Here is a 26,532-nt window from a genome sequence, read left to right as displayed (position 1 = left end):
GGGCTTGATCGCCTACCGGTTCACCCGCTGCCGGGACTGCCGCTCTTGCTGCTGCTCGGACTGCCGCTGGGCTTCGGACTGCCGCTCGGACCGGGACTGCTGCCCGCCTTGCTGCCGCCGCCACTGTTCTTGTCGGCCTTGGACTGCGCCTCCTCGGCCCGCTTCAGCGCCGACTCGAGATCCTTCTGCGCCGCAGCGTACGCCTCCCAGTCGGGCTTCTTGAGCGCCTCCTGGCCGGCGTCGAAGGCCTTCTGGGCGTCGTCCAACGCCTGCTGGACCGTGGGGTTGTTGGAGGTCGGTGGCGGGTTGGTGGTGGTGTCGCCCGGTGGCTTGGTGGTCGCACCCGGGGCGCCGAACACCTTGTTGAGGGCCTGGTCGAGGGTGTCCTCGAAGGCGGTGGCACCGCCGTAGGTCACCAACACCTTGCGCAGCAGCGGGTACTTGAGCCCACCACCGCGTACGTAGACGGGCTCCACGTAGAGCAGTCCACCGTCGAGCGGGACCGTCAGCAGGTTGCCGTACTCGACGTCGGAGTCGCCGCCCTGAAGCAGTTTGATCGCTTCGGCGATCCGTTGCTCGGAGTTGAAGGTGCTCTGGACCTGTTTGGGTCCGTTGACCGTCGTGTTGGTCGGCAGTTTCAGGATTCTGATCTTGCCGTAGTCGGGGGTGCCCGCCTCGGCGTCGACCGACATGAACGCGCTGAGGTTGTCACGGCCGTTGGGCGTGAACGTCGTCGTCAGCGAGAAGGCCTGCGCCGCCTGGTCGGGCATCTTCATGCTCAGGTAGTACGGCGGCACCGCGTTGCCCGACTTGGTGGCCGGGTCGTCGGGCACCTGCCACACCTCGCTGCCGCTGAGGAAGGTCGTGGCGTCCTTCACGTGGTAGCGGGTGAGCAGTTCGCGCTGGACCTTGAACAGGTCCTGCGGGTACCGGAGATGGGCCATCAGCGAGCCCGAGATGTCACTCCTGGGCTCCACCGTGCCGGGGAACGCCTTCATCCAGGTCTTGAGGACCGGGTCCTTGATGTCCCACTGGTAGAGCTTCACGGCGCCGGTGTACGCGTCGACGGTCGCCTTCACCGAGTTGCGGATGTAGTTGACCTGGTTCTGCTGGGCGACCACGGTGCGGTTGTTGTTGGTCGCCGTCAGCGAGTCGGCCGTGGTGTCGCCGAGCGTCGTACGGGAGGCGTACGGGTAGCCGTTGGTCGTGGTGTACGCGTCGACGATCCACTGGATCTTGTTGTCGACGACCGCCGGGTAGGCGTCGCCGTCGATGGTCAGCCAGGGGGCGACCGCCTCGACGCGCTCCTTCGGCGTGCGGTTGTACAGGATCCGCGAACCCTCGCCGATCGCACCGGAGTACAGGATCTGCGGCTCGCTGAACGCCACCGCGTAGGCGGCCCGGTTGATCGGGTTGGAGAGGTTGACCCCGCTCGTGCCCTGGTAGCTGGTGGTCTTCTCGCCGTTGTCGTCGGAGTAGTCGATCTCCTTCTGGGGACCGCCGACGATCGAGTACGTGCTGGTCTTCTCGCCGTAGTAGATCCGCTGCTGGTACGACCCGAGGTCGCCCTTGGACGGCAGGTCGGACTCGGTGAAGACCGGGCGGCCCTCGGAGTCGGCCTCGGTGCCCTTGGCGGCGACCACTCCGTAGCCGTGGGTGTAGCGGAAGTGGTCGTTGATCCAGTTGTTCTTCGGAATGCCGTTGAGGTTCAGCTCACGCAGACCGATGACCGTGTCCTGGTCCTTGCCGTCCTTGCTGTACCGGTCGACGTCCAGGTTGGTCGGGAACGCGTAGTAGTTCCGGATCTGCTGGAGCTGCTGGAACGTCGGCGAGACGACGTTCGGGTCCATGATGCGGATGCTCGCCGTGGAGTCGACGTCGTCGCGCAGCTTGGTCTTGTCCGTGGTCGTGCTCTTGCCCGAGTACTCGGTGACCTTCGCGCCGTCGATGCCGTACGCCTCGCGCGTCGCCTTGAGGTTCTTCTCGACGTACGGGGCTTCCTTGGCCTGCTCGTTCGGCTGGACCTGGAACTTCTGCACGATCGCCGGGTACAGGCCGCCGATGAGGATCGCGGACAGCACCATCAGACCGAAGCCGATCACGGGGAGCTGCCAGGTGCGCCGCCACAGCGTGGCGAAGAACAGCACGGCGCAGATGACGGCGATGCAGAACAGGATCGTCTTGGCCGGCAGATAGGCGTTGGCGTCGACGTACCGCAGGCCGGTCCAGTTGTCGGTGGCCTTGAAGTCGCTCGACTTGACCGCGAGGCCGTACCGGTCGAGCCAGTACGCGACCGCCTTCAGCGCGACGAAGACGCCCAGCAGCACCGAGAGATGTCCGGTGGCCGTGGCCGTGGCGCGCGCGCCCGGGCTGGTGACCCGCAGCCCGCCGTACAGGTAGTGGGTGAGCGCGGCGGCGATCAGGGAGAGGATCGTGGCCGCGAAGCCGAAGCCCAGCAGGAACCGGTACCAGGGCAGGTCGAAGGCGTAGAAGGACACGTCGAGGTGGAACTGCGGGTCCTTCTGCCCGAAGGACACGCCGTTGACCCACATCAGCCAGGTCCGCCACTGGCTCGACGCCGAGGCACCGGCGATCAGACCCACCAGCGCGGTGATGCCGAACAGCAGCCACCTCTTGTACGGCGCGATGCCCATGCGATACCGGTCGAGGCTCTGCTGCTCCATCGACATGGCGCTCAGCGGCGGGCGCAGCCGGTGCGCCAGCCAGATGTTGAAGCCGACCGCGAGGGCCATCAGCAGACCGAAGACGAAGAAGAGCCCGATCTTGGTCCACAGCGTGGTCGTGAACACGGACGAGTAGTTCACCGACCGGTACCAGAGCCAGTCCGTCCAGAACCCCGCGAACATGGTGAACGCCATGCCGAGGACGGCGAGCACTCCCAGTGTCATCAGCAGGGTCCGGACGCGCCGGGACGGGCGGCCCACTCTCATTCGCGGCCCTGTCGGGCCTCCGCCGCGGTCCGGCATCTGGAAAGCCAAGGTGCGCACCCCAAGAAGTTCGCTGTCGGTCCGTCAGGCCCTTGTCCTCGCGGGCCGTCGGAGGGCCCCGTGATCGTAGGCCCACACCTATGCAACTTACTCACGCTTTACTCGGTTCCCGATTCCGGCCATGAACGAGGCAGGATTGTGACCATGTCCAACACTCCCATGGCGGCGAACCCGCTCACCCGGGCCGTACTCGAGATCGACGAGTACGCCTCCGGCCTCGGCTGGGATCAGCCCGCCCGTCTCTTCGCCCTCGTAGACACCGCGCGGCTGCGCACCCAGGAACCCGCCCTCGCGGCCCAGCTCGGCCTTCAGGACGAGTCGGCGGTCGCCGCCCTCACCCCGATCGAGCAGGAGGAGATCCCGGCCGGCAAGGCACTGGACGAGTTCCTCGCCACGATCGCCTGGCCCGACGCCGTGGCCGGCTGCGCCCTCACCGTGGAGCGCCTGATGCTGCCCCCGTCCGCCGAGGCGTCCGTGCCGGAGGGACTGAACGAGAAGAAGCTCGCCCAGTGGGTGGCCGAGCACCCGGACCGCCAGGAGGTCCGGATGACGGTCGCGGTGCTGCGCGACGGTACCCGCGACTCGGCGCTGCGTCTGCGTGAGAAGGACGCCCCGACGGAGGTCCTCACCGGCGGCGCGCTGGTGCCGGGCCTGGCCGAGGCGCTGTCGGCGACGTTCGAGGACTAGCGTCCGGCTAGTCGCACTTCGGCAGGTCGGCGGTGTCGCCGCCGCGGATGTCCTTGAGGGCCTTCAGCGCGTCGTTGATGGTGTTCACCTTGACCAGGGTGAGTCCCCCGGGGGTGTCCTTGGCGGCGGCCGAGCAGTTGTCGGCGGGGGTCAGGAAGTACTGGGCGCCCTTGTCGCGGGCGCCGACGGTCTTCAGGGCGATGCCGCCGATCGGCCCGACCTTGCCGTCGTCGTCGATCGTGCCGGTGCCCGCGACGAACTTGCCGCCGGTCAGGTCGCCGGGCGTCAGCTTGTCGTAGATGCCGAGCGCGAACATCAGTCCGGCGCTCGGGCCGCCGACGTCGGCCAGCTTGATGTCGATGGTGAACGGGAACGTGTGGTCGGTGCCCGCGGAGATCCCGACGATGGCCCGCTTCTCGTTCTCGTCGTCGGAGGTCGCGGTGGTGATCGTGACGTTCTTCGTCCGGGTGGCCGTCTTGTGGGCCTTCTCCGCGGCGGCCTGCTCCTTGGCGGGCACGACCGTGAAGACGACCTTCTGGCCGGGCTTGTGCTTGGTCACCAGGTCGGCGACGTCGGCCGGCTGCTTGACAGCCGTGCCGTCGACGGCCTTGATCACGTCTCCGGCGTGCAGCCGGCCCTCTGAGGGCGACCCCTTGACGACCGTCGAGACGATCACCCAGGACCGCACGGGGATCTTCAGCTCCTTCAGGGCGGCGACCTTCGCGCTCTCCTGGGACTGGCTGAACTCCTCGGCGTTCTCCTGGGTGGACTGCTCCTCGGTCTTGCCGTTCGGGTACAGCGTGTCGTGCGGGACGACCTTGCTGTCGTGCGCGAGCCAGCCGTAGAACGCCTCGACGAGGTTCATCCGGTAGTCGGCGCTGGTGACCCGGACGGTGGTCATGTTGAGGTGCCCGCTCGCCGCGTAGGTCTTGCGTCCGGAGATCTGCAGGACCGGCTCGCCGGCGTGGTCACCCAGGGTGTTCACCGTGGGCCCGGGGGACATCTCCGCGTAGGGCACGGGGATGAACACTCCGGCGCACAGAAGTGCGATCAGTACCAGGGTCGAGGCGAGCATCGTCGCGGTGCGGCGTGGCATGGCACGACAGTACGGGACGCCACTGTCAGCGCACCGTCAGGGCCGCCCGGTCAGGGGCCGGTGGCCCGCGTCAGGGGCCGGTGTGCGACTTCTCCATGGCCTCGCGGAAACGGGCGTACCCGTCGAGCTCGGGCCCGTCACCACGCACCCGGTGCGTCCGGTTGGCCCAACCGCCCCACAGGCCCGCGCCGATCGCGGCCGCGAACGGAATCAGCAGCCAGGCGAGTGCCGCCATGCCGACCTCCCATCCGCGAAGAACCACCGCAACTGACTGATCAGCAGATTAACCATCCGCACAGACAACGCTCACGGCAGGGGTCCGGTTACGCAACCGGAAGGGTGGCCAAGCGGGGTCAGCAGGCGCCGACCCACTCCTCGGTGCCGTCGGAGAACCTCTGGTGCTTCCAGATCGGCACCTCGTGCTTGAGGTCGTCGATCAGCTTCCGGCAGGCCTCGAAGGCCTCCGCCCGGTGCGGACACGACACGCCGACGACCACGGCGAGGTCCCCGACCCTGAGATCGCCCACGCGATGGACGGCCGCCAGCGCGCGTACCGGGTACTCCGCGACGATCTTCTCGGCGATCCGCCGCATCTCGGCCTCGGCACTGGGATGGCACGAGTAGCCGAGCTCGTCCACGTCGGCTCCGCCGTCGTGGTTGCGCACGGTGCCCACGAACAGGGCGGTACCGCCGGCGGCGTCGTCACCGACGGCCCGGAAGACCTCGTCCAGGGACAGGGGCGTGTCCCGGACACCGAGCAGCTTGATGGGGTCCTGCGCGCCCTGCTCACCCGGATGGTCGTTGGTAGGTGCCATGCCCCCATCGTGCCGCACACCAGGAACCACGGGAAACCACGGGACGTACGACGATGCCCCGGCACGCGCGCGTGCACGTTTGGAGCCTCGTACAGATCGCCTTCAGCCCGCGCGGCGTTCGCGGACGAGGCCGTACGACCACTCCCAGCCCGTCCGGCGCTCGAGGACAGGGCCCTTCGGGCCGGAGGCAGGGTCGGAGGGGGCAGGCCCTTCGCGCCGGAGGCAGGGTCCGAGGACGGCAGCCCGCCTCAGATCCGCCGCCGCGCCTTCCGGGCCCGGCGCACGACCGCCGCCGCCCCCAGCAGAGCGACCGTCGCCCCCGCCGCACCCGCGGCCGTCGCGTCCTTGCGCCCCAGTCGCCGCCCGGCCACCGTGTGCCTGCCGGAGACCTCCTCCAGCAGTTCCGCGAGGACCTCCTCGTTGGTCCACTGCGGCCGCCACCCCGCGTCGTGCAGCCGGCTGCCGCTCACCACCCAGGGGTACATCGTGTAGGCCAGGTCCCCGGCAGGAGAGGGCGTGAGGCCGATCCGGTGCAGCCGGGCCGCGGCGCCCAGCGCGACGGCCGACGGCAGCTCCATCCGCCGGATGCCGCTGAGCTCCTCGACCTCCTCCTGCTCCAGCCAGCCGTCGCACCCGACGGCGAGTTCCCCCTCCGCCTTCTCCAGGACGGCGTACTCCAGCGCGCTGCACAGGTCCTCGATGTGGCAGAACTGCCAGGCCGGCCGCGACCCGGCCACCACAAGCAGCCGAGGCGACTCGAAGTACCTGGTCAGCGCGGTGTCGGTGCCGCCGCCCACGAGGACCCCGGGGCGGACGACGGTGACGTTGAGCCCGGGGTGCGCCCGCGGCGCCCTGCGCGCGAGCCGCTCGATCTCCAGGAGGTCCCCGACCCCGGTGGCCTCCGCCGTGGCCCGCAGTTCCGCGTCCTCCGACAGCGGCAGTTCGTTGTCGGGCAGCGCCCCGTAGACCATCGCGGAGGTGCACAGCACCGCCCGGTGCACCCCGGCCGCCGCCGCGGCGGTCAGTACGGTCTGTGTCCCCCGTACGTTGTAGGCCGTTCGGGCGGCGGCATCAGTCTCCAGGTCGAGGTCCAGCGCCAGATGGACCACCACGTCCGCGCCGCGCAGCTTCTCGGCGATGGCGGGATCGCGCACGTCGAGGATGTGCCACTGGGCGGCCGCGCACTCGCCGCGCCGCTCGTCGATGGCGATGACCTGCTTGATCTCCTCCGACGCGGCGAGCCGCTCGGTGAGCAGCGCGCCGACACCGGACGCGGCACCGGTGACCGCGACGACGGGCCCGCGCGTGGCGGGAGTGGTTGACTGGTTTCGCGCTGCGCGAACCTGCGGATCTGGGGAACTCACCGGGCGTCTCCAGCGGTTGTCTTCAGTACGAGCGCGCGTGACGCGTACGTACCAGGTGGCATCCATCCTGCCGCAGGCCGAGAGTCGGCGAAGCACCGAGGCCCGAACCGCTCTCGGTGTCTACGCTGGGTGGTGTTGTCGGGCAGTCGCGCCGTCGGAGAGAACCGGCGGCCTTACCAGCCGAGGATTCCCGTGAGTGACACCCCATTCGGATTCGGCCTTCCGCCGGAGGAGCCGGACGACGGCGACGAGGGCAAGAAGAAGGACCAGCAGAGCGGCGGTGGTCAGGGACCGGCCAACCCGTTCGGTTTCGGCGGGCTGCCCGGTGCCGGAGGCCTCGGCGGCCCCGGCGCGGACAATCCGCTCGCCGCCATGTTCGGTTCGCTGAACCCCAACGACCTGGGCGCCGCCTTCCAGCAGCTCGGCCAGATGCTCTCCTACGAGGGCGGCCCGGTGAACTGGGACATGGCCAAGCAGATCGCCCGCCAGACCGTCTCCCAGGGCACCGCCGACGGCACGAAGGACGCCAGCGTCGGCCCTTCCGAGCGCAACGCCGTCCAGGAGGCCGTCCGCCTGGCCGACCTGTGGCTGGACGACGCGACGTCGCTGCCGTCCGGCGCCGGCTCCGCGGTGGCGTGGAGCCGCGCGGAGTGGGTCGAGGCGACCCTTCCGGCGTGGAAGGAACTCGTCGACCCGGTCGCCGAGCGCGTCGGCAACGCCATGGGCGACGTCCTGCCGGAGGAGATGCAGGCCATGGCCGGCCCGCTGATCGGCATGATGCGCTCGATGGGCGGCGCGATGTTCGGCACGCAGATCGGCCAGGCCGTCGGCGTGCTGGCGGGCGAGGTCGTCGGTTCCAGCGACATCGGCCTGCCGCTCGGGCCGGCCGGAAAGGCCGCGCTGCTGCCGGTGAACATCGACGCGTTCGGCAAGGACCTCGGCGTACCGCAGGAGGAGGTGCGGCTGTACCTCGCCCTGCGCGAGGCCGCCCACCAGCGTCTCTTCGCACACGTGCCGTGGCTGCGCTCCCACCTGTTCGGAGCGGTCGAGGGCTACGCGCGCGGGATCAAGGTCGACACGGCCAAGCTGGAGGACGTGGTCGGTCAGTTCGACCCGCAGAACCCGGAGCAGTTGCAGGACGCCCTGCAGCAGGGCATGTTCCAGCCGGAGGACACGCCCGAGCAGAAGGCTTCCCTGGCCCGTCTGGAGACGGCCCTCGCGCTGGTCGAAGGCTGGGTGGACGCGGTGGTCCACGCGGCCGCGAAGCCCCGCCTGTCCTCCGCCGACGCACTGCGCGAGACCCTGCGCCGGCGCCGCGCGACGGGAGGGCCGGCCGAGCAGACGTTCGCCACGCTGATCGGCCTCGAACTGCGTCCGCGCCGGCTGCGGGACGCCTCCCGGCTGTGGGCGTCCCTCACGGACGCGCGCGGTGTCGACGGCCGTGACGGTCTGTGGGCCCACCCGGACATGCTGCCGACGGCGTCCGACCTGGACGACCCGGACGGGTTCGTGCACCGCGAGCAGTCCGACTTCTCCGAGTGGGACAAGATGCTCGGCGAGGCGGCCGACAAGCCCGACCTCGGCAAGAAGGACGACGACGGCGAGACCAAGGGCGACGGCACGGAGTGAGCCTGTACGACGACGCGGTCCTCGTCCTGAAGGAGCACGAGGGCCAGGAAGAGCTGCGCCAGGCTTACCTGGATCACCTGGACGCCCATCCGGACGGCATGTGGAAGGCGTGCACGGCCGGCCATGTGACGGCGAGCGCACTGGTGCTCGACCCGGAGCGCGGGCGCGTGCTGCTGACCCTCCACCGGAAGCTGCGGATGTGGCTCCAGATGGGCGGCCACTGCGAACCGGGCGACGCCACGCTGGCGGAGGCGGCCCTGCGTGAGGCCACCGAGGAGTCGGGGATCGCCGGGCTGTCCCTGCTGCCGGGCGGCCCGGTGCGCCTGGACCGGCACCCGATCCCGGCGCCCTGCCACTGGCACTTCGACGTCCAGTACGCGGCCGTGGCCCCGCCCGGGGCGGTCCAGGCGATCAGTGACGAGTCGCTCGACCTGCGCTGGTTCACCTACGACGAGGTGGCGGGCGTGGCCGACAATTCGGTCCTGCGGCTGCTCGCCGCGGCACGCGCGCGAGCCTGAGCGGGTAGGGGTAAGGGGCGACCGCCATGGGCGGTCGCCCCTTACCCCTACCTGTTTCCGGGCCGTCAGCTCCAGGCGTTGCCCTGGTTCTGCGCGCGGGCGCCGTGCTGCCCCATCCCGAACTGGGCGGCCGCGCCCTGTCCGATCTGGGCGTTCTGCGGCGGCAGCAGCTCGCTCGGCTGGACCAGCGCGTAGCCGCTGCCCATGAAGCTGAGCTCCCAGCCCTCACCGGTGTTGCCGCGGCGCCGCCACACCCCGGAGGTGTGGGTCTGGGCCTGCATCTGCACGCGCAGACCGGTCGACCAGGCGACGATCGCGTCGGCGTCGCAGTTGACGTACTTGTCGGGCGTCACCTGCATCATCAGCGGCGCGCCGGAGGTCATCAGGGCGACCCTGCCGCGGCCGGTGATGTTGAGCTGGTACTTCCCCGAGCCGGAGATGCCGTACAGGCTGTCGACGGCGATGACCTCGTGGTGCAGCGAGGAGTCCATGGCCAGCACATAGCTGCTGTCGACCGTCAGCCCGTCCTGCTCGACCTCCACCAGATGGATGTGCTGGGCCAGGTTGGCGAGGAAGACCGTGCCCTGGCCGTGGCAGCGCATGAGGTCCAGACCCTCGCCCGTGTACGCACGCGCGCGGCCCTGGTTGTTGCTCTGGTACTCGGCGTCGAACTCGACGAGGCCCTGGTAGGCGACCATCGTGCCTTTGCGGGCGAGGATGTCGTCGTGGCCCTCCATGACGACGCGCAGCATCTGCTTGTTCTGCAGACTCCAGCGCTCCTGGGTCTGCTGGTCGTTGTGGGCGAAAAGCGGGCTCTGCATGGTGGTGATCCCCTCAGCCCCGGAGCCGGAGACGGTCGGTGCTGTCCTCGCTGGGCTGGACGACGACGATGCCCTGACCGGAGAAGGCCATCTGGTAGGCCTCGCCGCTGCCCCGGCCGATGAGCGACTGCGCCTTGAAGCTGCGCTTGCCCTTCACCTTGAGGTTCGGGGACCAGGCGACGAGCGCGTCCGGGTCGACGTACGTCTCGTCCTCGCCGCCGCCGCAGTCGACGACGATCGGCTTCCCCCGGGAGGTCAGCGCCACCCAGCCCTGTCCGGAGATCTTCGTGTTCCACAGGCCCTGCCCGGCGAACTTCGCCAGGCCCTTGACCCGCTCGACGCCCCAGGTCAGGTGCGCGTCGAAGGCGAGCAGGTTGGTGGCGTTGACGGAGATCCCGTCGCCGTTGAGGTTGATCACGACGACGTCCGCGCCGTAGTCGGCGAGGTAGAGCAGGCCGTCGCCGGAGCACTTCATCAGGGGGGCGCCCTCGCCGGTGACCCAGTCACGGGCGATCTGGCGGACGGCGGGCGGGTTCGGCTCGTACTGGACGAACCCCTCGTAGGCGACCATCGACCCCACGCGCGCGAGGAGGTCGTTTCCGGTCTGCATGGCGACCTTCAGCATGTGGTTGCCGTGGTTGTCCATGCGGGCGGTGACGGGTGCGGGAGCGTAGCCCGCGAGCGGCTGGTTCATGACGGGCTCCCCTAGACCTCGTACGGCTGGACGACGATGAAGTTGCCTGGCGCGCCCCGGAACTGGAGGTTGACGCTCTCTCCGGTGTCGCCGGGGTAGGCGTTGCGCCGCATCCGCACCTGGCTGGAGACCACCACCTGCGAGGCGGCCGACCAGGCGACCACGGCGTTGCAGTCGGCGAAGGTCGTGGGCGTCACGGGCAGCACCACGGGTGTGCCGTGCGTTTTCACGATGATCGTGCCGGTGCCCTGGAACTGCATCGTGAACAGCGCCCCACCGGGGATGCCGTGCCCTTCGACGCGGCGCACCTCGTACTGGAGGCTCTCGTCGAAGGCGAGGACGTTCTCCGCGGAGACACAGATCGCGTCGCCCTGGAGCTCCACCGGGTGCAGATGGGTGGAGTTCTCGGCGAGGAACACCTGGCCCTGGCCGGTGCAGCGCATCAGCTGCATCTCCTGCCCGGTCGCGTTTCCCACGATCCGGCCGGCGAATCCGGCGCCCTTGTAGCTGAAGTCGACCTTGCCCTGGTAGAGCACCATGCTGCCCTGGCGGGCCAGGACGGGCTGGCCGCCGATGCCGAGGTCGACCCGGACGAGCTTCTTGTTCTGCTGGGTCCAGCGCTGTCCGGTCGGCGTCTCCCTGAACTTCTGGAGCGCGGCCGACACACCGGCGCCTTGCGGGGCACCCTGGGGCATGCCCTGCGGCGCTCCGTAGGGGGCCGGCTGGCCGGGGACCTGACCGAACGGGGGCTGCTGCTGGCCGTAGCCCGGAGGCGTGGGCGGCTGCTGTCCGTAGCCGGGCGGCGGGGGCGGCGCGGGGGGAGCCGGCGGCTGTCCGTAGCCCGGGGGCATCTGGGCGGTCTGGCCGTACGGCGCCTGCTGCTGGCCCTGCTGGCCGTAGGGCGCGGGCGCCGGGGAGGGCGGCGGGACGTGGGAGCCGCCGGGCGGGGCCAGCGGCGCGATGATGGTGGGCGCCGCGTGCACGGAGGGGGTGGGGGCCGGGGGCGGCGCGAAGCCCTGGGCCGGGGGCGGCGCGAAGCCCTGGGCCGGCTGCGGCGCGGGGGCCGGAGCGGCCGGGGCACCGAACGACGGCGGCGCGGCGGCCTGCGCGGGCGGCGCGAATCCGGGGGCGGCGCCTGCCTGGGACTGCTGCGGGACGGGCGTCTCCTCCTCGGCGACCTCGCCGCCGAAGTTCTTCAGCAGCGCGTCGAGGCCGCCGTCGAAGCCCTGTCCGACCGCGGCGAACCGCCACACGTCCTTCAGATAGAGGTCGGTCAGCATCACGGCGCGCTCGGTGGAGAACTCCGCGCCGCTGAAGGGGTAGCGCGCCACCTCCTCGCCGCCGGCGACGATGCGGACGTATCCGGGGGCGATCTGCGACATCTGTCCGGCGCCGTCGAGCGTCGCCGTGAACGACAGTTTCTGGATCTGCGGCGGGATCCTGTCGAGCGTGACGCGGAAGGACTCCGTGTCGCCCGCCTGCGCGCCCAGGAGCTGGATGGACTCCTCGGGGGACTTCGGCTGGTTGAAGAAGACGAAGTAACGGTCGTCCGAAAGCCGCTCGTCGGCGTCGAGGCCGAAGCAGCTGATGTCGAAGGTCAGCCCGGGGCCGCCGATGTGTACGCCTACGTACAGATCGGTGCCCGCGGTGAGGTCACTGATCTTGGCCTTGTGGCCGCGTTGGAATTCCCTGGCCATGCGTTACGACCGTCCCCCATCCCGAATGCGAGTGCGTCGCGTCAGGCTAACGGCAAACTCCGACATCGGACGAAGTCGGTACAGAGCCGGTACACAATCCCCTGGCGGCCGTCGTCCGGCCCGTCCCGCGCCGGATCGCCGTCACTCCCCGCGGGATGTCGGCGGGTGGGGCAGCCGGTCCGCGGCGACCACGCCTTCGAGGTAGCCGCGGGCCCGCTCGGTGCGCGGATACGCCTCCAGCAGCCGCCAGAACCGGGGCCCGTGACCGGGCACCAGCAGGTGCGCGAGCTCGTGGACCAGCACGTAGTCGACGACGTACTCGGGCATGCCCTGCAACCGGTGCGACAACCGGATGCTGCCCTCGGAGGGCGTGCAGGAGCCCCAGCGCGTGTTCTGGTTGGTGACCCAGCGCACAGACGCCGGCCGGGCCCGGCCGTCGAAGTACTGCGCCGACAGGCGCTGCGCGCGCTCCGCCAGCTCCGTGTCGCCGAGCACCCGCTTGCTCTCCTGCGCGGCCAGCTTGTCGAGCATGACGCTCACCCAGCGTTGCTCCTCCGCCTCGGACATCCGGGCAGGGATGAGCACGACGGTGCGGTCGCCCTCGCGGTAGGCGGAGACCGTCCGGCGTCGGCGGGCGCTCCTGCGTACCTCGATCGCGCTCGCCCCCGAGCCGCTGGGCGGCTGGCTCGTCGTGCTGCGCTGCGGTGTTCCGGCGCGGTTCAGTGGGTCGGCGGACACGCCCCGACGTTACCCTCTGCACACGGAGGAAGTCCCGACTCCGGGACGGTTCGCTGCCGATCCCCCGCCATGCGTCTGATTCGTACGACGAATACCCACAGCCTGTGGACAACTTTCGGCGCCCCGCGACGGGGACAGGCATGCTGGCTCTGGCCGGCGGAGCTGGGGACGAAATCGTCCGACGTCCGCCCGGTCTCCGTCCCGCCTTGAGCGGCGGACGGCACCTTTCGACGTGGATCACCGAGGGCTACGGGGGCCTGTCATGCGTGCGATGGTTCCGATGGTGAAGCCCGCGCTCCGGCGCGGCTGGCGCGACCTCAACACCGTGCAGTTCGGGATGACCCCGGCGCACGCGATGACGCTCGGTCCGGTGGACACCGCGACGGGCAGTTTCCTGGACCTGCTCAACGGCACCCGCGAGCCGGCCCTGCTGCGGGAGGAGGGCCGGCGCATGGACCTGCCCGGCGCTCATGTCGACGGCCTCGTCGAGCGGCTGGCGCAGGCCGGACTGCTCGACGACGCTCGCGGCGGCGGGCCGGCCGCCGACGCCCTGCGTACGAAGAAGGAGGTCCTGGACCGGCTTCGCCCGGATCTGGCCTCGCTGTCCCTGACCACCTCCGAACCCGGTGACGGCCTCAGAGCGCTGGCCGCCCGCCGCTCACTGCGTGTGCAGGTGAGAGGCGCCGGCCGGGTCGGGGCGATCCTGGCCGCGCTGCTGTCCGGGGCGGGAGTCGGCGAGGTCGAGGTGCGCGACGGCGGCCGTGTCGAACCCTGGGACGTCGCCCCGGGCGGACTGCCCGCCGAAACCGTCGGCGACCGCAGGGACGAGGCCGCCCGGCAGGTCGTGCGGCGGGCGGCACCGGACCGCCCGCCCCGTCGCGGCTCCCGGGCGGCGGCGGTGGACGACGACCCGGGCCTGTCCCTGGTGATCCTGGCGCCCCGGGACGACGTCGCGGTCTACGCCCCCTCCCCTTCCGGCGCGCAGCCCCTCGTCGCCGCCGGCACCCCGCATCTGTACGCCGGGGTCGTGGAGGCCACCGGGCTGGTGGGTCCCTTCGTCCTGCCGGGCGAGACGGGGTGTGCGGGCTGCCTGCACGAGGGGCGCACCGACCAGGACCCCGCCTGGCCCCGTCTGGTCGCGCAGTGGAACTCCGGCCGGCACCGCGCGGTGCGGCCCTGTGACGTGACGTTGGCCACCACGGTCGCGGGACTGGCGGCGGCCCACGCACTGGCTTTTCTGGACGGCCGCGTCCCCTCGAGCGCGGGCGCCCGTTGGGAGGTCTCCCTGCCGGCACTGCACTGGAACGCCCGCCCGGTTCGGGCGCACTCGGCGTGTCCGTGCGGGGCGGCGGAGAAAGGTAAGGGGGAACACACCACCAAGGACGGGGTATCGCACGCGACAATGGCGGAGCAACGGCCGTCAAGGAAGTCACGCCGCAAGGCGGACCCGGCGCGGCCGGCAGGGACTTGGAGGGCGCATGTCTGATCTTCCCCGGAAGGCGGTCACCCGGACCGCCAAGCTCGCCGCGCTCCCGCTCGGTTTCGCCGGGCGGGCCACCTGGGGACTCGGCAAGAGAATCGTCGGGGAGTCCGCGGAGATCGTCGGCCGAGAGCTGCAACAGCGGACGGCGGAGCAGCTGTTCAAGGTGCTCGGTGAGCTCAAGGGCGGGGCGATGAAGTTCGGCCAGGCCCTGTCCGTCTTCGAGTCGGCTCTGCCCGAGGAGGTCGCCGGACCCTACCGGGCGGCGCTGACGAAATTGCAGGAGGCGGCCCCTCCGATGCCCACCCGCACCGTGCACACGGTGCTGCGGGAGCGGCTCGGCGCGGACTGGCAGGACCTGTTCGTCGAGTTCGAGGAGAAGCCGTCGGCCGCCGCGTCGATCGGCCAGGTGCACCGCGCGGTGTGGCACGACGGCCGCCGGGTGGCGGTCAAGGTGCAGTATCCGGGCGCCGGTGAGGCCCTGCTCTCCGACCTCACGCAGCTGAGCCGATTCGCCCGCCTGCTGGGCCCCCTCATCCCCGGCATGGACATCAAGCCGCTGATCGCGGAGTTGCGCGACCGGGTCTCGGAGGAACTGGACTACGGCCTGGAGGCGCAGGCCCAGCAGGCCCACGCCGACGAGTTCGCCGACGATCCGGACGTCGTCGTCCCCGGTGTGGTCCACCAGTGCGACCAAATCCTGGTCACGGAGTGGATCGACGGCACCCCGCTGTCGGAGGTGATCGCCGACGGCACCCAGGAGCGGCGCGACCGCGCCGGCCAGCTCCTTGCCCGTTTCCTCTTCTCCGGTCCGGCCCGCACCGGACTGCTGCACGCCGACCCGCATCCCGGCAACTTCCGGCTCCTGCCCGGCGGCCCGGCGGGCAAGGACGACTGGCGCCTGGGCGTCCTGGACTTCGGCACCGTCGACCGTCTCCCGGGGGGACTTCCGGCCACCATCGGGGCCTCGCTGCGGATGACCCTCGACGGCGAGGCGGAGGCGGTCTACGACCTGCTGCGCACGGAGGGATTCGTCAAGGAGTCCATAAAGCTCGACCCCGACGCCGTCCTCGACTACCTCGAGCCGATCATCGAGCCCGCTCAGGCGGACGAGTTCACCTTCACCCGCGGCTGGATGCGCGGCCAGGCGGCCCGTATCGCCGACCCCCGCTCCCCCGCCCACCAGCTGGGCAGGCAGCTCAACCTGCCGCCGTCCTACCTGCTCATCCACCGGGTGACTCTGAGCACGATCGGTGTGCTGTGCCAGCTGGGCGCGACGGTGCGGCTGCGGGAGGAACTGGAGGAGTGGCTGCCGGGATTCGTGCCGGAGGAGACGGAGCCCGACGAGGCGGAGGAGTCCGCCGCGGAGGCGTGAGACCGGCGAGGTGCGCGGCCGCCGCCGGCCGGTGTGTCCAGCGCTGCCGCGACTACCACCAGGAGGAGTCGAGCCGTCCCTCGATCGCCCTGAGGTGCTCACGGGAGCAGGCGTCACAGAAGTAGTGGCGGCTGCCGTTCTCCACGGAGCAGATCCAGGTGGGCTGCGGGGCCTCAGCCGTGGTGCTGCAACGGGCGCACGCGAGGGGCCGCGGCCGTGAGGTGCGGCCGCGGTCGTCACTGCCTCCGGGAAGACTGGTCACCTGGCGACGATAACTCCGTGGCCCGCCGAACCTCGGGTACAACGCCCCGCGGGGGCCGGCCGTGTGAACGGACCGGCCCCCGCGGGAGAAGTGTTCCGCCTCCCGACCGGGAGACCGCTACTGTGCGTCGGTTACTGCATGACCGCGATGGCGAGCGCGCGGCGGGCACGCAGCGAGGCGCGCTCCGCCCGGCGCTGCATCCGGCGGGCGGTCACCAGACGCATGGCCCGGCGTTCCTGCTCCGCCTCCTGCAGTCGGTCGTGCATATGCGCACGAGCCAGGGCTTCTGGAATGAGTTGCATCTCTCGGGTCCTGTTCTGGCGCGAGTCGTTCGCACCCCGGGTGGTGAGGTCTTCAGGCGCGAAGCCTGCGGGTTCGTGGGTCAACGGCTTCATCGGGGCCTGCTTCTTGGGGTCGTGCGTGAGGGGGCGGTCGATCGTTCCTGTGATGTTCATGCTGTGACCGGGTTCTTGCGCGGGCGGCCACGCGGCCGCTTCCGGGCGACGACGACACCCTGGACGAACAGCTCGCCACCCCAGACACCCCAGGGCTCGCGCCGCTCCTTGGCGCCGGCGAGGCAGGCCTCGACCAGCGGGCAGGTACGGCAGAGGGACTTGGCGTACTCGACGTCGGCCGGCGACTCGGCGAAGAAGACCTCCGGGTCGTAGGAACGGCAGGGGACGGGTACGCCGAGGTTCTCGATGGCGTCGTCGAGCGCGGTGAGCGCCGTGAGCGGGATCAAGGTGCAGTCCTCCGTGAGGCCGGGCGGGGAGATCGTTTCGGAAGGCGGTACGGACGGGGCGTGCGCTTCGAGTTGCACGGTTGTTCTTCCTCGTCTGGTCGTGCCGGCCCTGTTGGGCCGGTTGGCGGCGTGGTACCGGGTTCTTTCGCTGTCCCGAGGCCCCTTCGCTCCGTCGTCCCCGTTCGGGGAAAACAGAAGGGCCGCGGATCCCGGGTGGGGTTCCGCGGCCCTGAAGGCGCCGGCCTGATCGACGATCAGGCTGGATCACTCCAGGGTTCTGGCCCACGGAAGGCCCACATCAGGTGGTGCTGCGTCGTCTGCTCCCGGTTTCCGGCACCGACTGCCGTAAAGGCATAGGCCTGCGCCTTTGCCGCTACTGCTTCCAGTGCCTTGGTCGGTCGCTCATTGCGCTCACGGACGGGAAGACCCGCCAGAGACACGGAGGACGCCAGACGACCGGCGTGAATGCCGGACACACTGGTGCCCAGGTTCGAAACGCCGAGCAGGCACACGGAGGCGACCGAGGGATCGGTCATTTTCACGACACTGGCGGAGCTGGTGTTGATGCTGATCACTGGAATCGCCTCCTCTCGGCGGATCGGGGGGCTGGGGGTGAGCCAGCCCGACGGATATGCAAGTACAGCACGGATTCAGGGCCTTCGAGAAGGCCTCCGTCCCCGTGGCTAAGAACCTATGGGGATTGCCGGGGCATGCGCAAACTATTTTTTCGACGAGTTCCCGTCAGTCCCCTTCGTCCGCTTCCGGGGGCTCCTGACCGGCGCAGAGAGCCAGCACATCGGTCCCGTACCGGCTCAGTTTGCGGGCGCCGACACCAGGGATCCGTGCCAGTTCTCCCGCGTCGTCGGGAGCGGCCTCGGCGATCGCCATCAGGGTCTTGTCGGTGAAGACGCAGAAGGCGGGCTGTCCGCTGCGCTGCGCCGCGACGGCGCGCCACTCGCGCAGCCGCTCGTACAGCCCCTCGTCCATGTCGGTGGGGCAGTCCTCGCAGCGCATCAGTTTCATCTCGCCCGCGTCCGTGAGGGTGCGCCCGCAGACCCGGCAGCGAGCCGGTCTGCGCTGGGTCCGCCGCGGAGCGACGCCCGGTCTGCTGGTGAAGCCGCGCTCCACGCCGCCGGTGCCGAGGGTGCCGCCGCGGCCGGCGACGGCCGCCGAACCGGGGCGCAGCCCGTCCAGGAAGCGGCTGGGGCGGCGGCTCGCGCGGCCGCCTGGTGAGCGGGACAGGGCCCAGGAGACATGGAGCCGCTCGCGGGCGCGGGTGACGCCCACGTAGAGGAGGCGGCGCTCCTCCTCGATCTGCTCGTCGGTCTTCGCGTACGTGATCGGCATCATGCCCTCGGCCACGCCGACCAGGAAGACGGCGTCCCACTCCAGGCCCTTGGCCGAGTGCAGGGAGGCGAGGGTGACGCCTTGGACGGTCGGGGCGTGCTGGGTGTTCGCCCGTTCGTCGAGCTCCGCGACGAGGTCGCTCAGGGTGGCGCCGGGCTTGGCGGCGGCGAAGTCCTGCGCGAGGTTGACGAGGGCGGCCAGCGACTCCCAGCGCTCGCGCACCGCGCCCGAGCCGGCCGGGGGCTCGGTGGTCCAGCCCTCGCCCGACAGCACGGCGCGCACCTCGGAGGGCAGGTCGACGGCGTCGTCGAGCAGCGAGTCGTTGGCGCCGAAGCGGGCGGCGCCGCGCAGGGCGACGCTCGCCTTGCGCACCTCGGGCCGGTCGAAGAACCGCTCGGCGCCTCGCAGCTGGTAGGGCACTCCGGCGTCGGCGAGGGCCTGCTCGTAGGTCTCCGACTGGGAGTTGGTGCGGAACAGGACGGCGATCTCGCTCGCCGGGACCCCGGAGTCGACGAGGTCGCGGATTCGACGGGCGGCGCCCTCGGCCTCGGCGGGTTCGTCGGTGTACTCGCAGTAGACGGGTTCGGGGCCGGCGGCGCGCTGGGAGACCAGCTCCAGGCGGTGGTCGGCCGCACGGCCGCGGGCCTGGGCGAGCAGGCCGTTGGCCAGGTGGACGACCTGGGGGGTGGAGCGGTAGTCGCGGACCAGTTTGACGACGGTGGCGCCGGGGTGCCGGGTACGGAAGTCGAGGAGGTGGTCGGGGGTTGCTCCCGTGAACGAGTAGATGGTCTGGCTGGCGTCGCCGACCACGCACAGGTTGTCCCGCTCGCCGAGCCACAGGTCCAGGAGCCGCTGCTGAAGGGGGCTGACGTCCTGGTACTCGTCGACCACGAAGTGCTGGTACTGGGAGCGGACCTGCTCGGCGATGTCGTGGCGGTCCTGGAGGACGGCGACCGTCAGCAGCAGGACGTCCTCGAAGTCGATGACGGCGCGGTTGCGCTTGATGTCCTCGTAGGCGGAGTAGAGCTGGGAGATCTCGGCAGGGTCGCGGGGGACCTCACGGCCGGCCTTGGCGGCGGCGAGCGGGTAGTCGGCGGGGACGGTCTGGGTGACCTTGCACCACTCGATCTCACCCGTCACATCGCGCAGCTCACCCCGGTCCAGGCGGATCCGGCAGGCGGCGGCCGCGTCCGCGACGAGCTGGATCTTGCGGTCGACGAGCCGGGGCAGGGAACCACCGATCGCTTTCGGCCAGAAGTACTGGAGCTGGCGCAGCGCGGCCGAGTGGAAGGTGCGGGCCTGGACGCCCGCGGCGCCGAGCTGGCGCAGCCGGCCGCGCATCTCGCCCGCCGCGCGGTTGGTGAAGGTGACGGCGAGCACGCTGGAGGGCTGGAGGACGCCGGCCCGCACCCCGTAGGCGATGCGGTGGGTGATGGCCCGCGTCTTGCCGGTACCGGCGCCCGCCAGCACGCACACCGGTCCGCGCAGGGCGGTGGCCACCTCGCGCTGCTCGGGGTCGAGCCCTTCGAGCACCGCGTCGGCCGAGTCCGGTACCTGCGGGAAGAGCGTGGAGTGCGTTGCTGCTGTCACGCCGCCATGCTGCCAGGTCGGCGGAGACAGGTGAGCCGGTTGTCCACAGGCGGGCCCCCGCAGTCGTACTAATGCGGCAGGCGTCACGTGCCACAGGTGGTGCCGGGCGGGAATGACGGCCCCTTCGCGTGCGTTCCCTCTTCGCGACCCAGACCCCCAGCCGCAGAGGAGCGCGAGCCACATGCCGGGCACTGTGACGATGTACAGCACCACGTGGTGCGGATACTGCCGTCGGCTGAAGAGCCAGATGGACCGCGAGGGCATCACGTACGAAGAGATCAACATCGAGCAGGACCCGGATTCCGCGGCGTTCGTGGAGAAGGCGAATGGCGGAAACCAGACGGTCCCGACCGTGCTGTTCCCCGACGGTTCGACGCTCACGAACCCCTCGCTGGCCCAGGTCAAGCAGAAGATCGGCGCCTGACCGCTCGGCGGTTGTGCCAAGGGCGGCCCCCGAGACACCTCGGGGGCCGCCCTTTCCGCTGTCGTGCCTCAGATGAAGCTGCGGGTCGGCAGGGGCTTGCCGTACCAGAGCTCGATCAGCCGGGCCGCGATGGAGATGCCGTACGGCGGCAGGACCTCGCCCGACTCGAAGGCGGCGCTCAGGTCGTCGCGGGAGAACCAGCGGGCCTCGTGGATCTCGTCGCCGTCCACGTTGATCTCGGTCGAGGTGGCGCGGGCCATGAAGCCGAGCATGAGGCTGGAGGGGAAGGGCCAGGGCTGGCTGGCGACGTACTCGACGCGGCCGACGTTGACGCCGGCCTCCTCGAAGACCTCGCGGCGCACGGACTGCTCGATCGACTCGCCGGGCTCCACGAAGCCGGCGAGCGTGGAGAAGCGGCCTTCGGGCCAGTGGACCTGGCGGCCGAGCAGGATGCGGTCGTCCTCGTCGGTGACCGCCATGATCACGGCCGGATCGGTGCGCGGGTAGTGCTCGGCACCGCAGGCGGGGCAGCGGCGGATGTGGCCGGCCGCGGCGATGACGGTGCGCTCGCCGCAGCGGGAGCAGAAACGGTGCAGGCGCTGCCAGTTCTCCAGCGCGACGGCGTGCACCATCAGGCCCGCGTCCCGGGGTGACAGGAGCAGGCCGGCCTCGCGCAGTCCGGCCGGGCGGGCCGACTGGTCGATACGGCCGGGCAGCGCGTCCTTCTGCAGGGCGAAGTAGCTGACGCCGTCGTCGCCGGTGCCGAGGAAGTAGCGGTGCGCCTCGGTGAGGGGGGCCTCGAAGGAGGGGGTCATGACGAGCTCGGTGCGCCCGTCGGGCGCCTCGTCTATGAGGACCTGACCGCCGGAGACCACGAAACAGCGGGTGCTGGGGTGGCTCCAGGCCGCCGCGAGCCAGGCCTCGTCGAGCCGGTGGTGGGCGGCTCGGTCGATGCCGCTCGGGGCGGTGAGCGAGATGGGTCGGTCGGCGGTGTGGTCGGTCCAGGTGGTCACGGGTGCTTCCAACTCCCCCGGTAAAACGGTTGATTGGGGCGGCGGTTCGGCGGAACGTGCGGCAGGGATCGGTCGGTTCCGGCGAAGCCTCGGTACGGGGCGGCCCTCTCAGTGTCCCCCGTGCGCGGTGCGGATCCGGACGGTCCGGGACGATCAGGGCGCATGACGCCAGTTCTCCGCCAGGTCGCCCCACAGGTACGCCGTGGTCTCTACGCCTTTGAGGAGCAGGTCGAGCTCGACCTTCTCGTTCGGCGCGTGCCAGCCGTCGGACGGGACGGAGATGCCGAGGAACAGCACGGGTGCGCCCAGGACCTCTTGGAGGTCGGCGGCCGGTCCGGAGCCGCCTTCGCGCGTGTAGCGGACGGGTTTCTCGAAGGCGCGGCCCATGGCGCGGACGACGGACCGCAGAGCGGGGTGGTCCAGCGGTGTGAGACAGGGGCGGGTGGCCGCGCCGAAGACGACCTCGGCCCGGATGCCGTCCGGCACCTGCGCCGCGGCCCACTCCCGGACGGCCTTCTCGATGTGGTCGGGGTCCTGGCCGGCGACCAGCCGGAAGGAGAGCTTGACCGTCGCGGAGGACGGGATGATCGTCTTGCTGCCGGGGCCCTGGTAGCCGCCGCCGATGCCGTTGACCTCGGCGGTGGGGCGGGCCCAGACGCGCTCCAGGGTGGTGTGTCCGGCCTCCCCGTACGCGGCGTGCGACTTGGCCGTACGCAGCCACTGCCGCTCGTCGAAGGGCAGCTCGGCGAAGAGTTCGCGTTCGCGGTCGGTGAGCTCGACGATGCCGTCGTAGAACCCGGGGACGGTCACGCGCGCGTGCTCGTCGTGCAGGGCGGCGACGAGGCGGGCGACGGCGGTGGCCGGGTTGGGCACCGCGCCGCCGAAGGAGCCGGAGTGGATGTCCTGGTCGGGTCCGTGCAGCCGGATCTCGCACTCGGCCAGGCCCCGCATGCCGGTGCACACCGTGGGGGTGTCCTCGGACCACATGCCGGTGTCGGAGACGATCACGGCGTCGGCGGCGAGACGCTCCGCGTGCTCCTCCACGAGGGCCCGGAAGTGCGGGGAGCCGGACTCCTCCTCGCCCTCGACGAGGAGCTTCAGGTTGACCGCCGGGGTGCTGCGGCCGGTGGCCGCGAGGTGGGCGCGGACACCGAGTGTGTGGAAGAACACCTGGCCCTTGTCGTCAGCCGCCCCGCGCGCGTGGAGCCGGTTGCCGCGGATCTCGGGCTCGAAGGGGTCGCTGTCCCAGCCGTCCTCGCGGGCGGCGGGCTGCACGTCGTGGTGGCCGTAGACGAGCACGGTGGGTGCGTCCGGCCGGTCGGAGGGCCACTCGGCGAACACGGCGGGCGCGCCCGGTGTCTCCCAGACCTCGGCCGTGGTGAACCCGGTCTCCCTGAGCCGCGCCGCGAGCCAGTCAGCGCTGCGGCGTACGTCGGGCGCGTGCTCGGGCTGGGCCGACACGGACGGGATGCGCAGCCACTCGGCGAGGTCGTCGAGGAAGCCGGCGCGGTGCTGCTCGACGTACGAACGGACGGCGCTGACGGCACTGTCAACGGGATGGCTCATGGTCACGAGCCTATCGGCCCGCACCGACATCCTCGTTGGGCGGTTCGTCACACGACGGCTCCTCCAGAAGCAGTCGCTCGAGACCGGCCCGGCCCGGCAGACCGGTCGGCCGGACGACCTCGCCGCTGCGGACGTACACGAACGCCGCCGTGACCGATTCCAGCGGCACGCCCTGTTGCTCGGCCCAGGCCAGCCGGTACACGGCGAGCTGGAGCGGGTCGCCCGCGCGGGTGCGGCTGGTCTTCCAGTCGACGATCTCGTACGTCGCGTCCGCGCCGTCGCCCTGCTTGTAGACGGCGTCGATGCGGCCCCGCACCACGCGGCCCGCGATGGCCGTCTGGAAGGAGGTCTCGACGCGGTAGGGGGTGCGGTGGGCGTACTCGGTGCGCTCGAAGGCGTCCTTGAGGGCCTGGAGATCGTGTTCGTCGGCGATCTCGGCCTCGCTGCCGGGCAGCTCGTCGGGCTCCAGCATGGGCAGCGTCAGTTCTTCGAAGCGGGCCTCGACCCAGGCGTGGAAGCGGGTGCCGCGGCGGGCGGCGGGCTGCGGCGGGCGGGGCATGGGGCGAGCCAGCTCCTGCGCGAACGCGTCCGGATCCTCGGCCAGGCGCAGCAGCTGGGAAGCGGTGAGCGAGGCCGGCAGGGGCACGTCGGTGATCCGCCGGCGCGCGCGCAGGAGTTCTCCGGTGAGGGCGTCGAGGTCGCGGTCCCAGGAGGCGAGGGTGCGGGCCTCCTCGGCGGTGAGACGGGGGCGTCCCGGTTCCTCGGGGTGCGGGCGCGCGCCCTCCGGCGCACCGGGGTGTGCGGGGGTGTCCGGGGGCGCCGCCTGGTGGGGGACGGTGGGGCGGTCCGTGGTCCAGGTGTCCCAGTCGGCGGGGTCGCCGTCGGGGAGGGCGTCCTCACCTTGGTGGCCGCCCTCCTCGGCGAGGGCTTCGGCGAGGGCTTCCTCGTCGTCCGGGGGCAGGGGCCAGTCCGGGGCGTCGTGGGTGTACGGGTCGTGGGCGGCCGCGGGGTGGTCGTCCGGGCCGGAGGCGAGGTGCTCCAGGTGCGCGAGGACGGTCTCCGCGGCGGCCCGGCGCCGGATCAGGGCCGCCTCGTCCAGGGGCAGCGGCCACACCTGGTCGGCCATCTCCCGGTGCAGTGCCGGGTTCTCCTCGTCCTCGGCGGGTTCGTCCGCCCATGCCTCGATCTCGCCGTGTCCGGCGGCGCAGTGGTCGTGCAGGGCCCACAGGAAGTCGGACGGGCCGCGGGGCTTCTTCTGGGTGGGCCCCCACCAGTGGCCCGAGCCGAGGAGCAGGGAGCGGGGACGGGTGAAGGTGACGTACCCGAGACGGAGCTCCTCGGTGTGCTGGTGCTCCTTCATGGCGTCGTGGAAGGTTTTCAGGCCGCGGGAGTCGAAGGACTCGACGTCGGGCAGGGTGGCGGTGTCGCCGCGCAGCGCGTGCGGCAGCACCTTGCTCTGGGACGTCCACTTCTCGCGCCCCTGGGTGCTGGGGAAGGTGCCGGTGACCAGGCCGGGGACGACCACCACGTCCCACTCCAGGCCCTTGGCCCGGTGTGCGGTGAGCACCTTCACGGTGTTCTCGCCGCCGGGGAGCGCGTTGTCGAGGCCCTTCTCGTACTGGGCGGCGGTGCGCAGGAAGCCCAGGAACGCCAGCAGGGTGGCCTGGCTGTCACCCGCGGCGAACGAGGCCGCGACGTCGAGGAAGTTCGACAGGGTCTCGCGGCGCCGGGCGGCAAGCGCGTGCGGCGACGCCGAGAGCTCCACTTCGAGGCCGGTCACGGCGAGGACGCGGTGCAGGACGTCCATCAGGGGATCGGACAGCGAGCGGCGCAGATCGCGCAGCTCGGCCGCCAGGCGGGCGAAGCGCACGCGCGCGTCGGGTGAGAACGGCAGCCCGTCGTCGTCCCCGCGGCCGTCGAGCGGTGTCTCCAGGAACGTGTCGAGGGCGTCGGCGAGCGAGATCACCTCGGCCGGGTCGACCCCTTCGACGGCCTCGGCGAGCCGGCGGTCCGGGTCGTCGTCGGTGCCCACGCGCGTGTGGGACACCAGCAGCCTGGCCCGGCGTCCCAGCAGGGCGAGGTCGCGGGGCCCGATGCGCCAGCGGGGGCCGGTCAGCAGCCGGACCAGGGAGGCGTTGGCGCCGGGGTCCTGGAGGACCTCGCAGACGGCGACGAGGTCGGCGACCTCGGGCAGGTGCAGCAGTCCGGAGAGGCCGACCACCTCGACGGGGACGTCCCGGGCGACGAGCGCGCCCTGGATCTCGGCGAAGTCCGTCGCCGTACGGCACAGGACGGCGATCTCGGCGGGTGCCTTGCCGGTGTTCACCAGATGGGCGACGGAGTCGGCGAGCCAGCCGATCTCCTCGGTGTGGGTGGGCAGCAGGGCGCAGCGCACGATGCCGTCGCCCTCGGCGCCGGGGGCCGGGCGGAGGGCCTCCACGCCCGCGTGCATGGCGCGCAGCGGCTCCGCGAGCGTGTTGGCGAGGTCGAGGAGGCGGCCGCCGCTGCGGCGGTTCTCGCTGAGTGCCCGGCGGGCGGCGGGGCGGCCGTCGGCGTGGGCGAAGTGCTCGGGGAAGTCGTCGAGGTTGGCGACCGAGGCGCCGCGCCAGCCGTAGATGGCCTGACAGGGGTCTCCGACGGCGGTCACCGGGTGGCCGGTGCCCCCGCCGAACAGGCCGGCCAGGAGGATGCGCTGGGCCACCGACGTGTCCTGGTACTCGTCGAGGAGCACCACGCGGAACTCCTCACGCAGGATCTCGCCGACCTCGGGGCGGCTGCGCGCGAGGGTCGCCGACAGGGCGATCTGGTCGCCGAAGTCGAGCAGGTCGCGCTCGCGTTTCGCGGCGCGGTAGCGGACCACGAGCTCGGCGAGTTCGCGGCGCGCGGCGGCCGTGTCGGGGATCTTGCGCAGGTCGGCGTTGGTGAGTCGGGCGCCTTCCAGGGAGCGCAGCAGCCCGGCGTCGTGGGCGCGCAGGTCCTCGGGGCGGACGAGGTGCTCGGCGAGTTCGGCGTCGAGGGTGAGCAGGTCGCTGACCAGGTCGGCGAAGGAGCGGGTCAGCGCGGGGTAGGGGCCGGGGGCTTCACGCAGGACGCGTGCGGCGAGCTGGTAGCGGGTGGCGTCGGCGAGCAGGCGGGCGGTGGGCTCCAGCCCGATGCGCAGGCCGTGATCGGTCAGCAGGCGGCCCGCGAAGGCGTGGTAGGTGGAGATCACCGGCTCGCCGGGCGGGTGGTCGGGGTCGATGACGTCCGGGTCGGTGACGCCTGCCCTGACCAGCGCCTTGCGGACGCGCTCGGCGAGTTCGCCGGCCGCCTTGTTGGTGAAGGTGAGTCCGAGCACCTGTTCCGGGGCGACCTGGCCGGTTCCGACCAGCCAGACCACGCGTGCCGCCATCACCGTCGTCTTGCCCGATCCGGCTCCGGCCACGATCACCTGCGGGGCCGGCGGCGCGGTGATGCAGGCCGTCTGCTCCGGGGTGAACGGGATGCCGAGGAGCTCTTTGAGCTGATCGGGATGGGTGATGCGGGCGGGCATGTGGCAGAGGCTAGCGGCGGCCACTGACAACCGAGGCCCGATCGTCCGCCGGGCCCAGAGAAGCGCTGGTCAGCACGTGTGGTGCGGTCCGTCACACGGGCGTTCCCGTGTGACGGACCGGCGCATGCGGCACC

23 protein-coding genes are annotated in these 26,532 nt (G+C 71.3%); 6 read left to right on the top strand and 17 right to left on the bottom strand.

Translation table 11 applies throughout. The annotated features are described in order from the left end of the window. Nucleotides 1-20: 20 nt before the first annotated feature. Nucleotides 21-2,987, bottom strand: coding sequence for a UPF0182 family protein (locus tag ABZT03_RS03225; RefSeq protein WP_356033159.1), 2,967 nt, complete (start codon nt 2,985-2,987; stop codon nt 21-23). 165 nt (nt 2,988-3,152) lie between these two features. Here ABZT03_RS03225 and ABZT03_RS03220 point away from each other — a divergent pair, with 165 nt between their 5' ends. Beyond that, the gene (locus ABZT03_RS03220; RefSeq protein WP_356032784.1) at nt 3,153-3,695 is read left to right on the top strand and encodes a PPA1309 family protein; all 543 of its coding nucleotides are present in this window, start codon (nt 3,153-3,155) and stop codon (nt 3,693-3,695) included. Nucleotides 3,696-3,702: 7 nt separating this feature from the next. On the opposite strand, the gene ABZT03_RS03215 is transcribed toward ABZT03_RS03220, so the two are convergent. The 4 genes from ABZT03_RS03215 to ABZT03_RS03200 form a co-directional block, all read right to left on the bottom strand. Then, nucleotides 3,703-4,791 (bottom strand): PDZ domain-containing protein, encoded by a 1,089-nt coding sequence (locus ABZT03_RS03215; protein WP_356032781.1) that lies wholly within the window; start codon nt 4,789-4,791, stop codon nt 3,703-3,705. 70 nt (nt 4,792-4,861) lie between these two features. Beyond that, nucleotides 4,862-5,026, bottom strand: a complete 165-nt coding sequence (locus ABZT03_RS03210) for a hypothetical protein (protein ID WP_356032779.1) — start codon at nt 5,024-5,026, stop codon at nt 4,862-4,864. A gap of 118 nt (nt 5,027-5,144) precedes the next feature. Next, on the bottom strand, nt 5,145-5,606 hold the full coding sequence (locus tag ABZT03_RS03205; RefSeq protein ID WP_356032777.1) for a molybdenum cofactor biosynthesis protein MoaE: 462 nt from the start codon (nt 5,604-5,606) through the stop codon (nt 5,145-5,147). 248 nt (nt 5,607-5,854) lie between these two features. After that, on the bottom strand, nt 5,855-6,970 hold the full coding sequence (locus tag ABZT03_RS03200; protein WP_356032774.1) for an SDR family oxidoreductase: 1,116 nt from the start codon (nt 6,968-6,970) through the stop codon (nt 5,855-5,857). 192 nt (nt 6,971-7,162) lie between these two features. Here ABZT03_RS03200 and ABZT03_RS03195 point away from each other — a divergent pair, with 192 nt between their 5' ends. After that, on the top strand, nt 7,163-8,599 hold the full coding sequence (locus tag ABZT03_RS03195; RefSeq protein WP_356032772.1) for a zinc-dependent metalloprotease: 1,437 nt from the start codon (nt 7,163-7,165) through the stop codon (nt 8,597-8,599). Then, nucleotides 8,596-9,117, top strand: a complete 522-nt coding sequence (locus ABZT03_RS03190) for an NUDIX hydrolase (protein ID WP_356032769.1) — start codon at nt 8,596-8,598, stop codon at nt 9,115-9,117. The genes ABZT03_RS03195 and ABZT03_RS03190 overlap by 4 nt, the downstream gene beginning before the upstream one ends. Before the next feature lie 65 nt (nt 9,118-9,182). Here ABZT03_RS03190 and ABZT03_RS03185 read toward each other — a convergent pair whose 3' ends face one another. The 4 genes from ABZT03_RS03185 to ABZT03_RS03170 all read right to left on the bottom strand — a co-directional run bounded on the left by ABZT03_RS03185 (nt 9,183) and on the right by ABZT03_RS03170 (nt 13,067). Next, on the bottom strand, nt 9,183-9,938 hold the full coding sequence (locus tag ABZT03_RS03185; RefSeq protein WP_356032766.1) for an AIM24 family protein: 756 nt from the start codon (nt 9,936-9,938) through the stop codon (nt 9,183-9,185). A gap of 13 nt (nt 9,939-9,951) precedes the next feature. Next, nucleotides 9,952-10,632, bottom strand: coding sequence for an AIM24 family protein (locus tag ABZT03_RS03180; RefSeq protein ID WP_356032763.1), 681 nt, complete (start codon nt 10,630-10,632; stop codon nt 9,952-9,954). 11 nt (nt 10,633-10,643) lie between these two features. Then, nucleotides 10,644-12,329 carry a TerD family protein gene (locus ABZT03_RS03175; RefSeq protein WP_356032761.1) on the bottom strand — a complete coding sequence of 562 codons (1,686 nt, stop codon included), beginning with the start codon at nt 12,327-12,329 and terminating at the stop codon, nt 10,644-10,646. Between the two features lie 141 nt (nt 12,330-12,470). Next, nucleotides 12,471-13,067, bottom strand: a complete 597-nt coding sequence (locus ABZT03_RS03170) for a M48 family metallopeptidase (RefSeq protein WP_356032758.1) — start codon at nt 13,065-13,067, stop codon at nt 12,471-12,473. Between the two features lie 271 nt (nt 13,068-13,338). Between ABZT03_RS03170 and ABZT03_RS03165 the strand changes: the two genes are divergently transcribed. Beyond that, nucleotides 13,339-14,553 (top strand): TOMM precursor leader peptide-binding protein, encoded by a 1,215-nt coding sequence (locus ABZT03_RS03165; RefSeq protein WP_356032756.1) that lies wholly within the window; start codon nt 13,339-13,341, stop codon nt 14,551-14,553. Then, nucleotides 14,546-15,922 carry an AarF/ABC1/UbiB kinase family protein gene (locus ABZT03_RS03160; RefSeq protein ID WP_356032753.1) on the top strand — a complete coding sequence of 459 codons (1,377 nt, stop codon included), beginning with the start codon at nt 14,546-14,548 and terminating at the stop codon, nt 15,920-15,922. The genes ABZT03_RS03165 and ABZT03_RS03160 overlap by 8 nt, the downstream gene beginning before the upstream one ends. A 52-nt stretch (nt 15,923-15,974) precedes the next feature. Here ABZT03_RS03160 and ABZT03_RS03155 read toward each other — a convergent pair whose 3' ends face one another. From ABZT03_RS03155 to ABZT03_RS03135, 5 genes are all read right to left on the bottom strand, one after another. Further along, nucleotides 15,975-16,184: a hypothetical protein gene (locus tag ABZT03_RS03155; RefSeq protein ID WP_356032751.1), complete on the bottom strand. Its 210-nt coding sequence runs from the start codon at nt 16,182-16,184 to the stop codon at nt 15,975-15,977. Between the two features lie 131 nt (nt 16,185-16,315). Next, nucleotides 16,316-16,639: a hypothetical protein gene (locus ABZT03_RS03150; RefSeq protein WP_356032748.1), complete on the bottom strand. Its 324-nt coding sequence runs from the start codon at nt 16,637-16,639 to the stop codon at nt 16,316-16,318. Then, nucleotides 16,636-17,004 (bottom strand): WhiB family transcriptional regulator, encoded by a 369-nt coding sequence (locus ABZT03_RS03145; RefSeq protein ID WP_356032745.1) that lies wholly within the window; start codon nt 17,002-17,004, stop codon nt 16,636-16,638. Before ABZT03_RS03145 ends, ABZT03_RS03150 begins: the two co-directional genes overlap by 4 nt. A gap of 176 nt (nt 17,005-17,180) precedes the next feature. Beyond that, complete coding sequence (locus ABZT03_RS03140; protein ID WP_356032743.1) at nt 17,181-17,501, bottom strand: hypothetical protein; 321 nt, start codon at nt 17,499-17,501, stop codon at nt 17,181-17,183. 166 nt (nt 17,502-17,667) lie between these two features. After that, nucleotides 17,668-19,863 (bottom strand): ATP-dependent DNA helicase UvrD2, encoded by a 2,196-nt coding sequence (locus tag ABZT03_RS03135; protein ID WP_356032740.1) that lies wholly within the window; start codon nt 19,861-19,863, stop codon nt 17,668-17,670. A 181-nt stretch (nt 19,864-20,044) separates the two neighbouring features. Here ABZT03_RS03135 and ABZT03_RS03130 point away from each other — a divergent pair, with 181 nt between their 5' ends. Further along, nucleotides 20,045-20,287 (top strand): mycoredoxin, encoded by a 243-nt coding sequence (locus tag ABZT03_RS03130; protein WP_356032738.1) that lies wholly within the window; start codon nt 20,045-20,047, stop codon nt 20,285-20,287. A gap of 68 nt (nt 20,288-20,355) precedes the next feature. Here the strand turns inward: ABZT03_RS03130 and nudC are convergent, their stop codons facing one another. The 3 genes from nudC to ABZT03_RS03115 form a co-directional block, all read right to left on the bottom strand. Next, complete coding sequence (nudC, locus tag ABZT03_RS03125; protein ID WP_356032735.1) at nt 20,356-21,300, bottom strand: NAD(+) diphosphatase; 945 nt, start codon at nt 21,298-21,300, stop codon at nt 20,356-20,358. Between the two features lie 153 nt (nt 21,301-21,453). Beyond that, nucleotides 21,454-22,866 carry a dipeptidase gene (locus ABZT03_RS03120; protein ID WP_356032732.1) on the bottom strand — a complete coding sequence of 471 codons (1,413 nt, stop codon included), beginning with the start codon at nt 22,864-22,866 and terminating at the stop codon, nt 21,454-21,456. A gap of 10 nt (nt 22,867-22,876) precedes the next feature. Then, entirely contained in the window at nt 22,877-26,398 is a 3,522-nt protein-coding gene (locus tag ABZT03_RS03115) for a UvrD-helicase domain-containing protein (protein WP_356032730.1), read from the bottom strand. Nucleotides 26,399-26,532: the final 134 nt, after the last annotated feature.

This window comes from Streptomyces sp. NPDC005574 (assembly GCF_040605435.1).
Classification (GTDB): domain Bacteria; phylum Actinomycetota; class Actinomycetes; order Streptomycetales; family Streptomycetaceae; genus Streptomyces.
Note: the sequence above shows the minus strand (reverse complement) of the source record. Positions and strands in the feature narration are given on the sequence as shown.

Excerpts from the sequence above, each read along its gene's own strand:
- ABZT03_RS03225 (WP_356033159.1), bottom strand. The coding sequence starts at position 2,987 with ATGCCGGACCGCGGCGGAGGCCCGACAGGGCCGCGAATGAGAGTGGGC.
- ABZT03_RS03220 (WP_356032784.1), top strand. The coding sequence starts at position 3,153 with ATGTCCAACACTCCCATGGCGGCGAACCCGCTCACCCGGGCCGTACTC.
- ABZT03_RS03215 (WP_356032781.1), bottom strand. The coding sequence starts at position 4,791 with ATGCCACGCCGCACCGCGACGATGCTCGCCTCGACCCTGGTACTGATC.
- ABZT03_RS03210 (WP_356032779.1), bottom strand. The coding sequence starts at position 5,026 with ATGGCGGCACTCGCCTGGCTGCTGATTCCGTTCGCGGCCGCGATCGGC.
- ABZT03_RS03205 (WP_356032777.1), bottom strand. The coding sequence starts at position 5,606 with ATGGCACCTACCAACGACCATCCGGGTGAGCAGGGCGCGCAGGACCCC.
- ABZT03_RS03185 (WP_356032766.1), bottom strand. The coding sequence starts at position 9,938 with ATGCAGAGCCCGCTTTTCGCCCACAACGACCAGCAGACCCAGGAGCGC.
- ABZT03_RS03180 (WP_356032763.1), bottom strand. The coding sequence starts at position 10,632 with ATGAACCAGCCGCTCGCGGGCTACGCTCCCGCACCCGTCACCGCCCGC.
- ABZT03_RS03175 (WP_356032761.1), bottom strand. The coding sequence starts at position 12,329 with ATGGCCAGGGAATTCCAACGCGGCCACAAGGCCAAGATCAGTGACCTC.
- ABZT03_RS03165 (WP_356032756.1), top strand. The coding sequence starts at position 13,339 with ATGGTTCCGATGGTGAAGCCCGCGCTCCGGCGCGGCTGGCGCGACCTC.
- ABZT03_RS03160 (WP_356032753.1), top strand. The coding sequence starts at position 14,546 with ATGTCTGATCTTCCCCGGAAGGCGGTCACCCGGACCGCCAAGCTCGCC.
- ABZT03_RS03150 (WP_356032748.1), bottom strand. The coding sequence starts at position 16,639 with ATGAACATCACAGGAACGATCGACCGCCCCCTCACGCACGACCCCAAG.
- ABZT03_RS03130 (WP_356032738.1), top strand. The coding sequence starts at position 20,045 with ATGCCGGGCACTGTGACGATGTACAGCACCACGTGGTGCGGATACTGC.
- ABZT03_RS03120 (WP_356032732.1), bottom strand. The coding sequence starts at position 22,866 with ATGAGCCATCCCGTTGACAGTGCCGTCAGCGCCGTCCGTTCGTACGTC.
- ABZT03_RS03115 (WP_356032730.1), bottom strand. The coding sequence starts at position 26,398 with ATGCCCGCCCGCATCACCCATCCCGATCAGCTCAAAGAGCTCCTCGGC.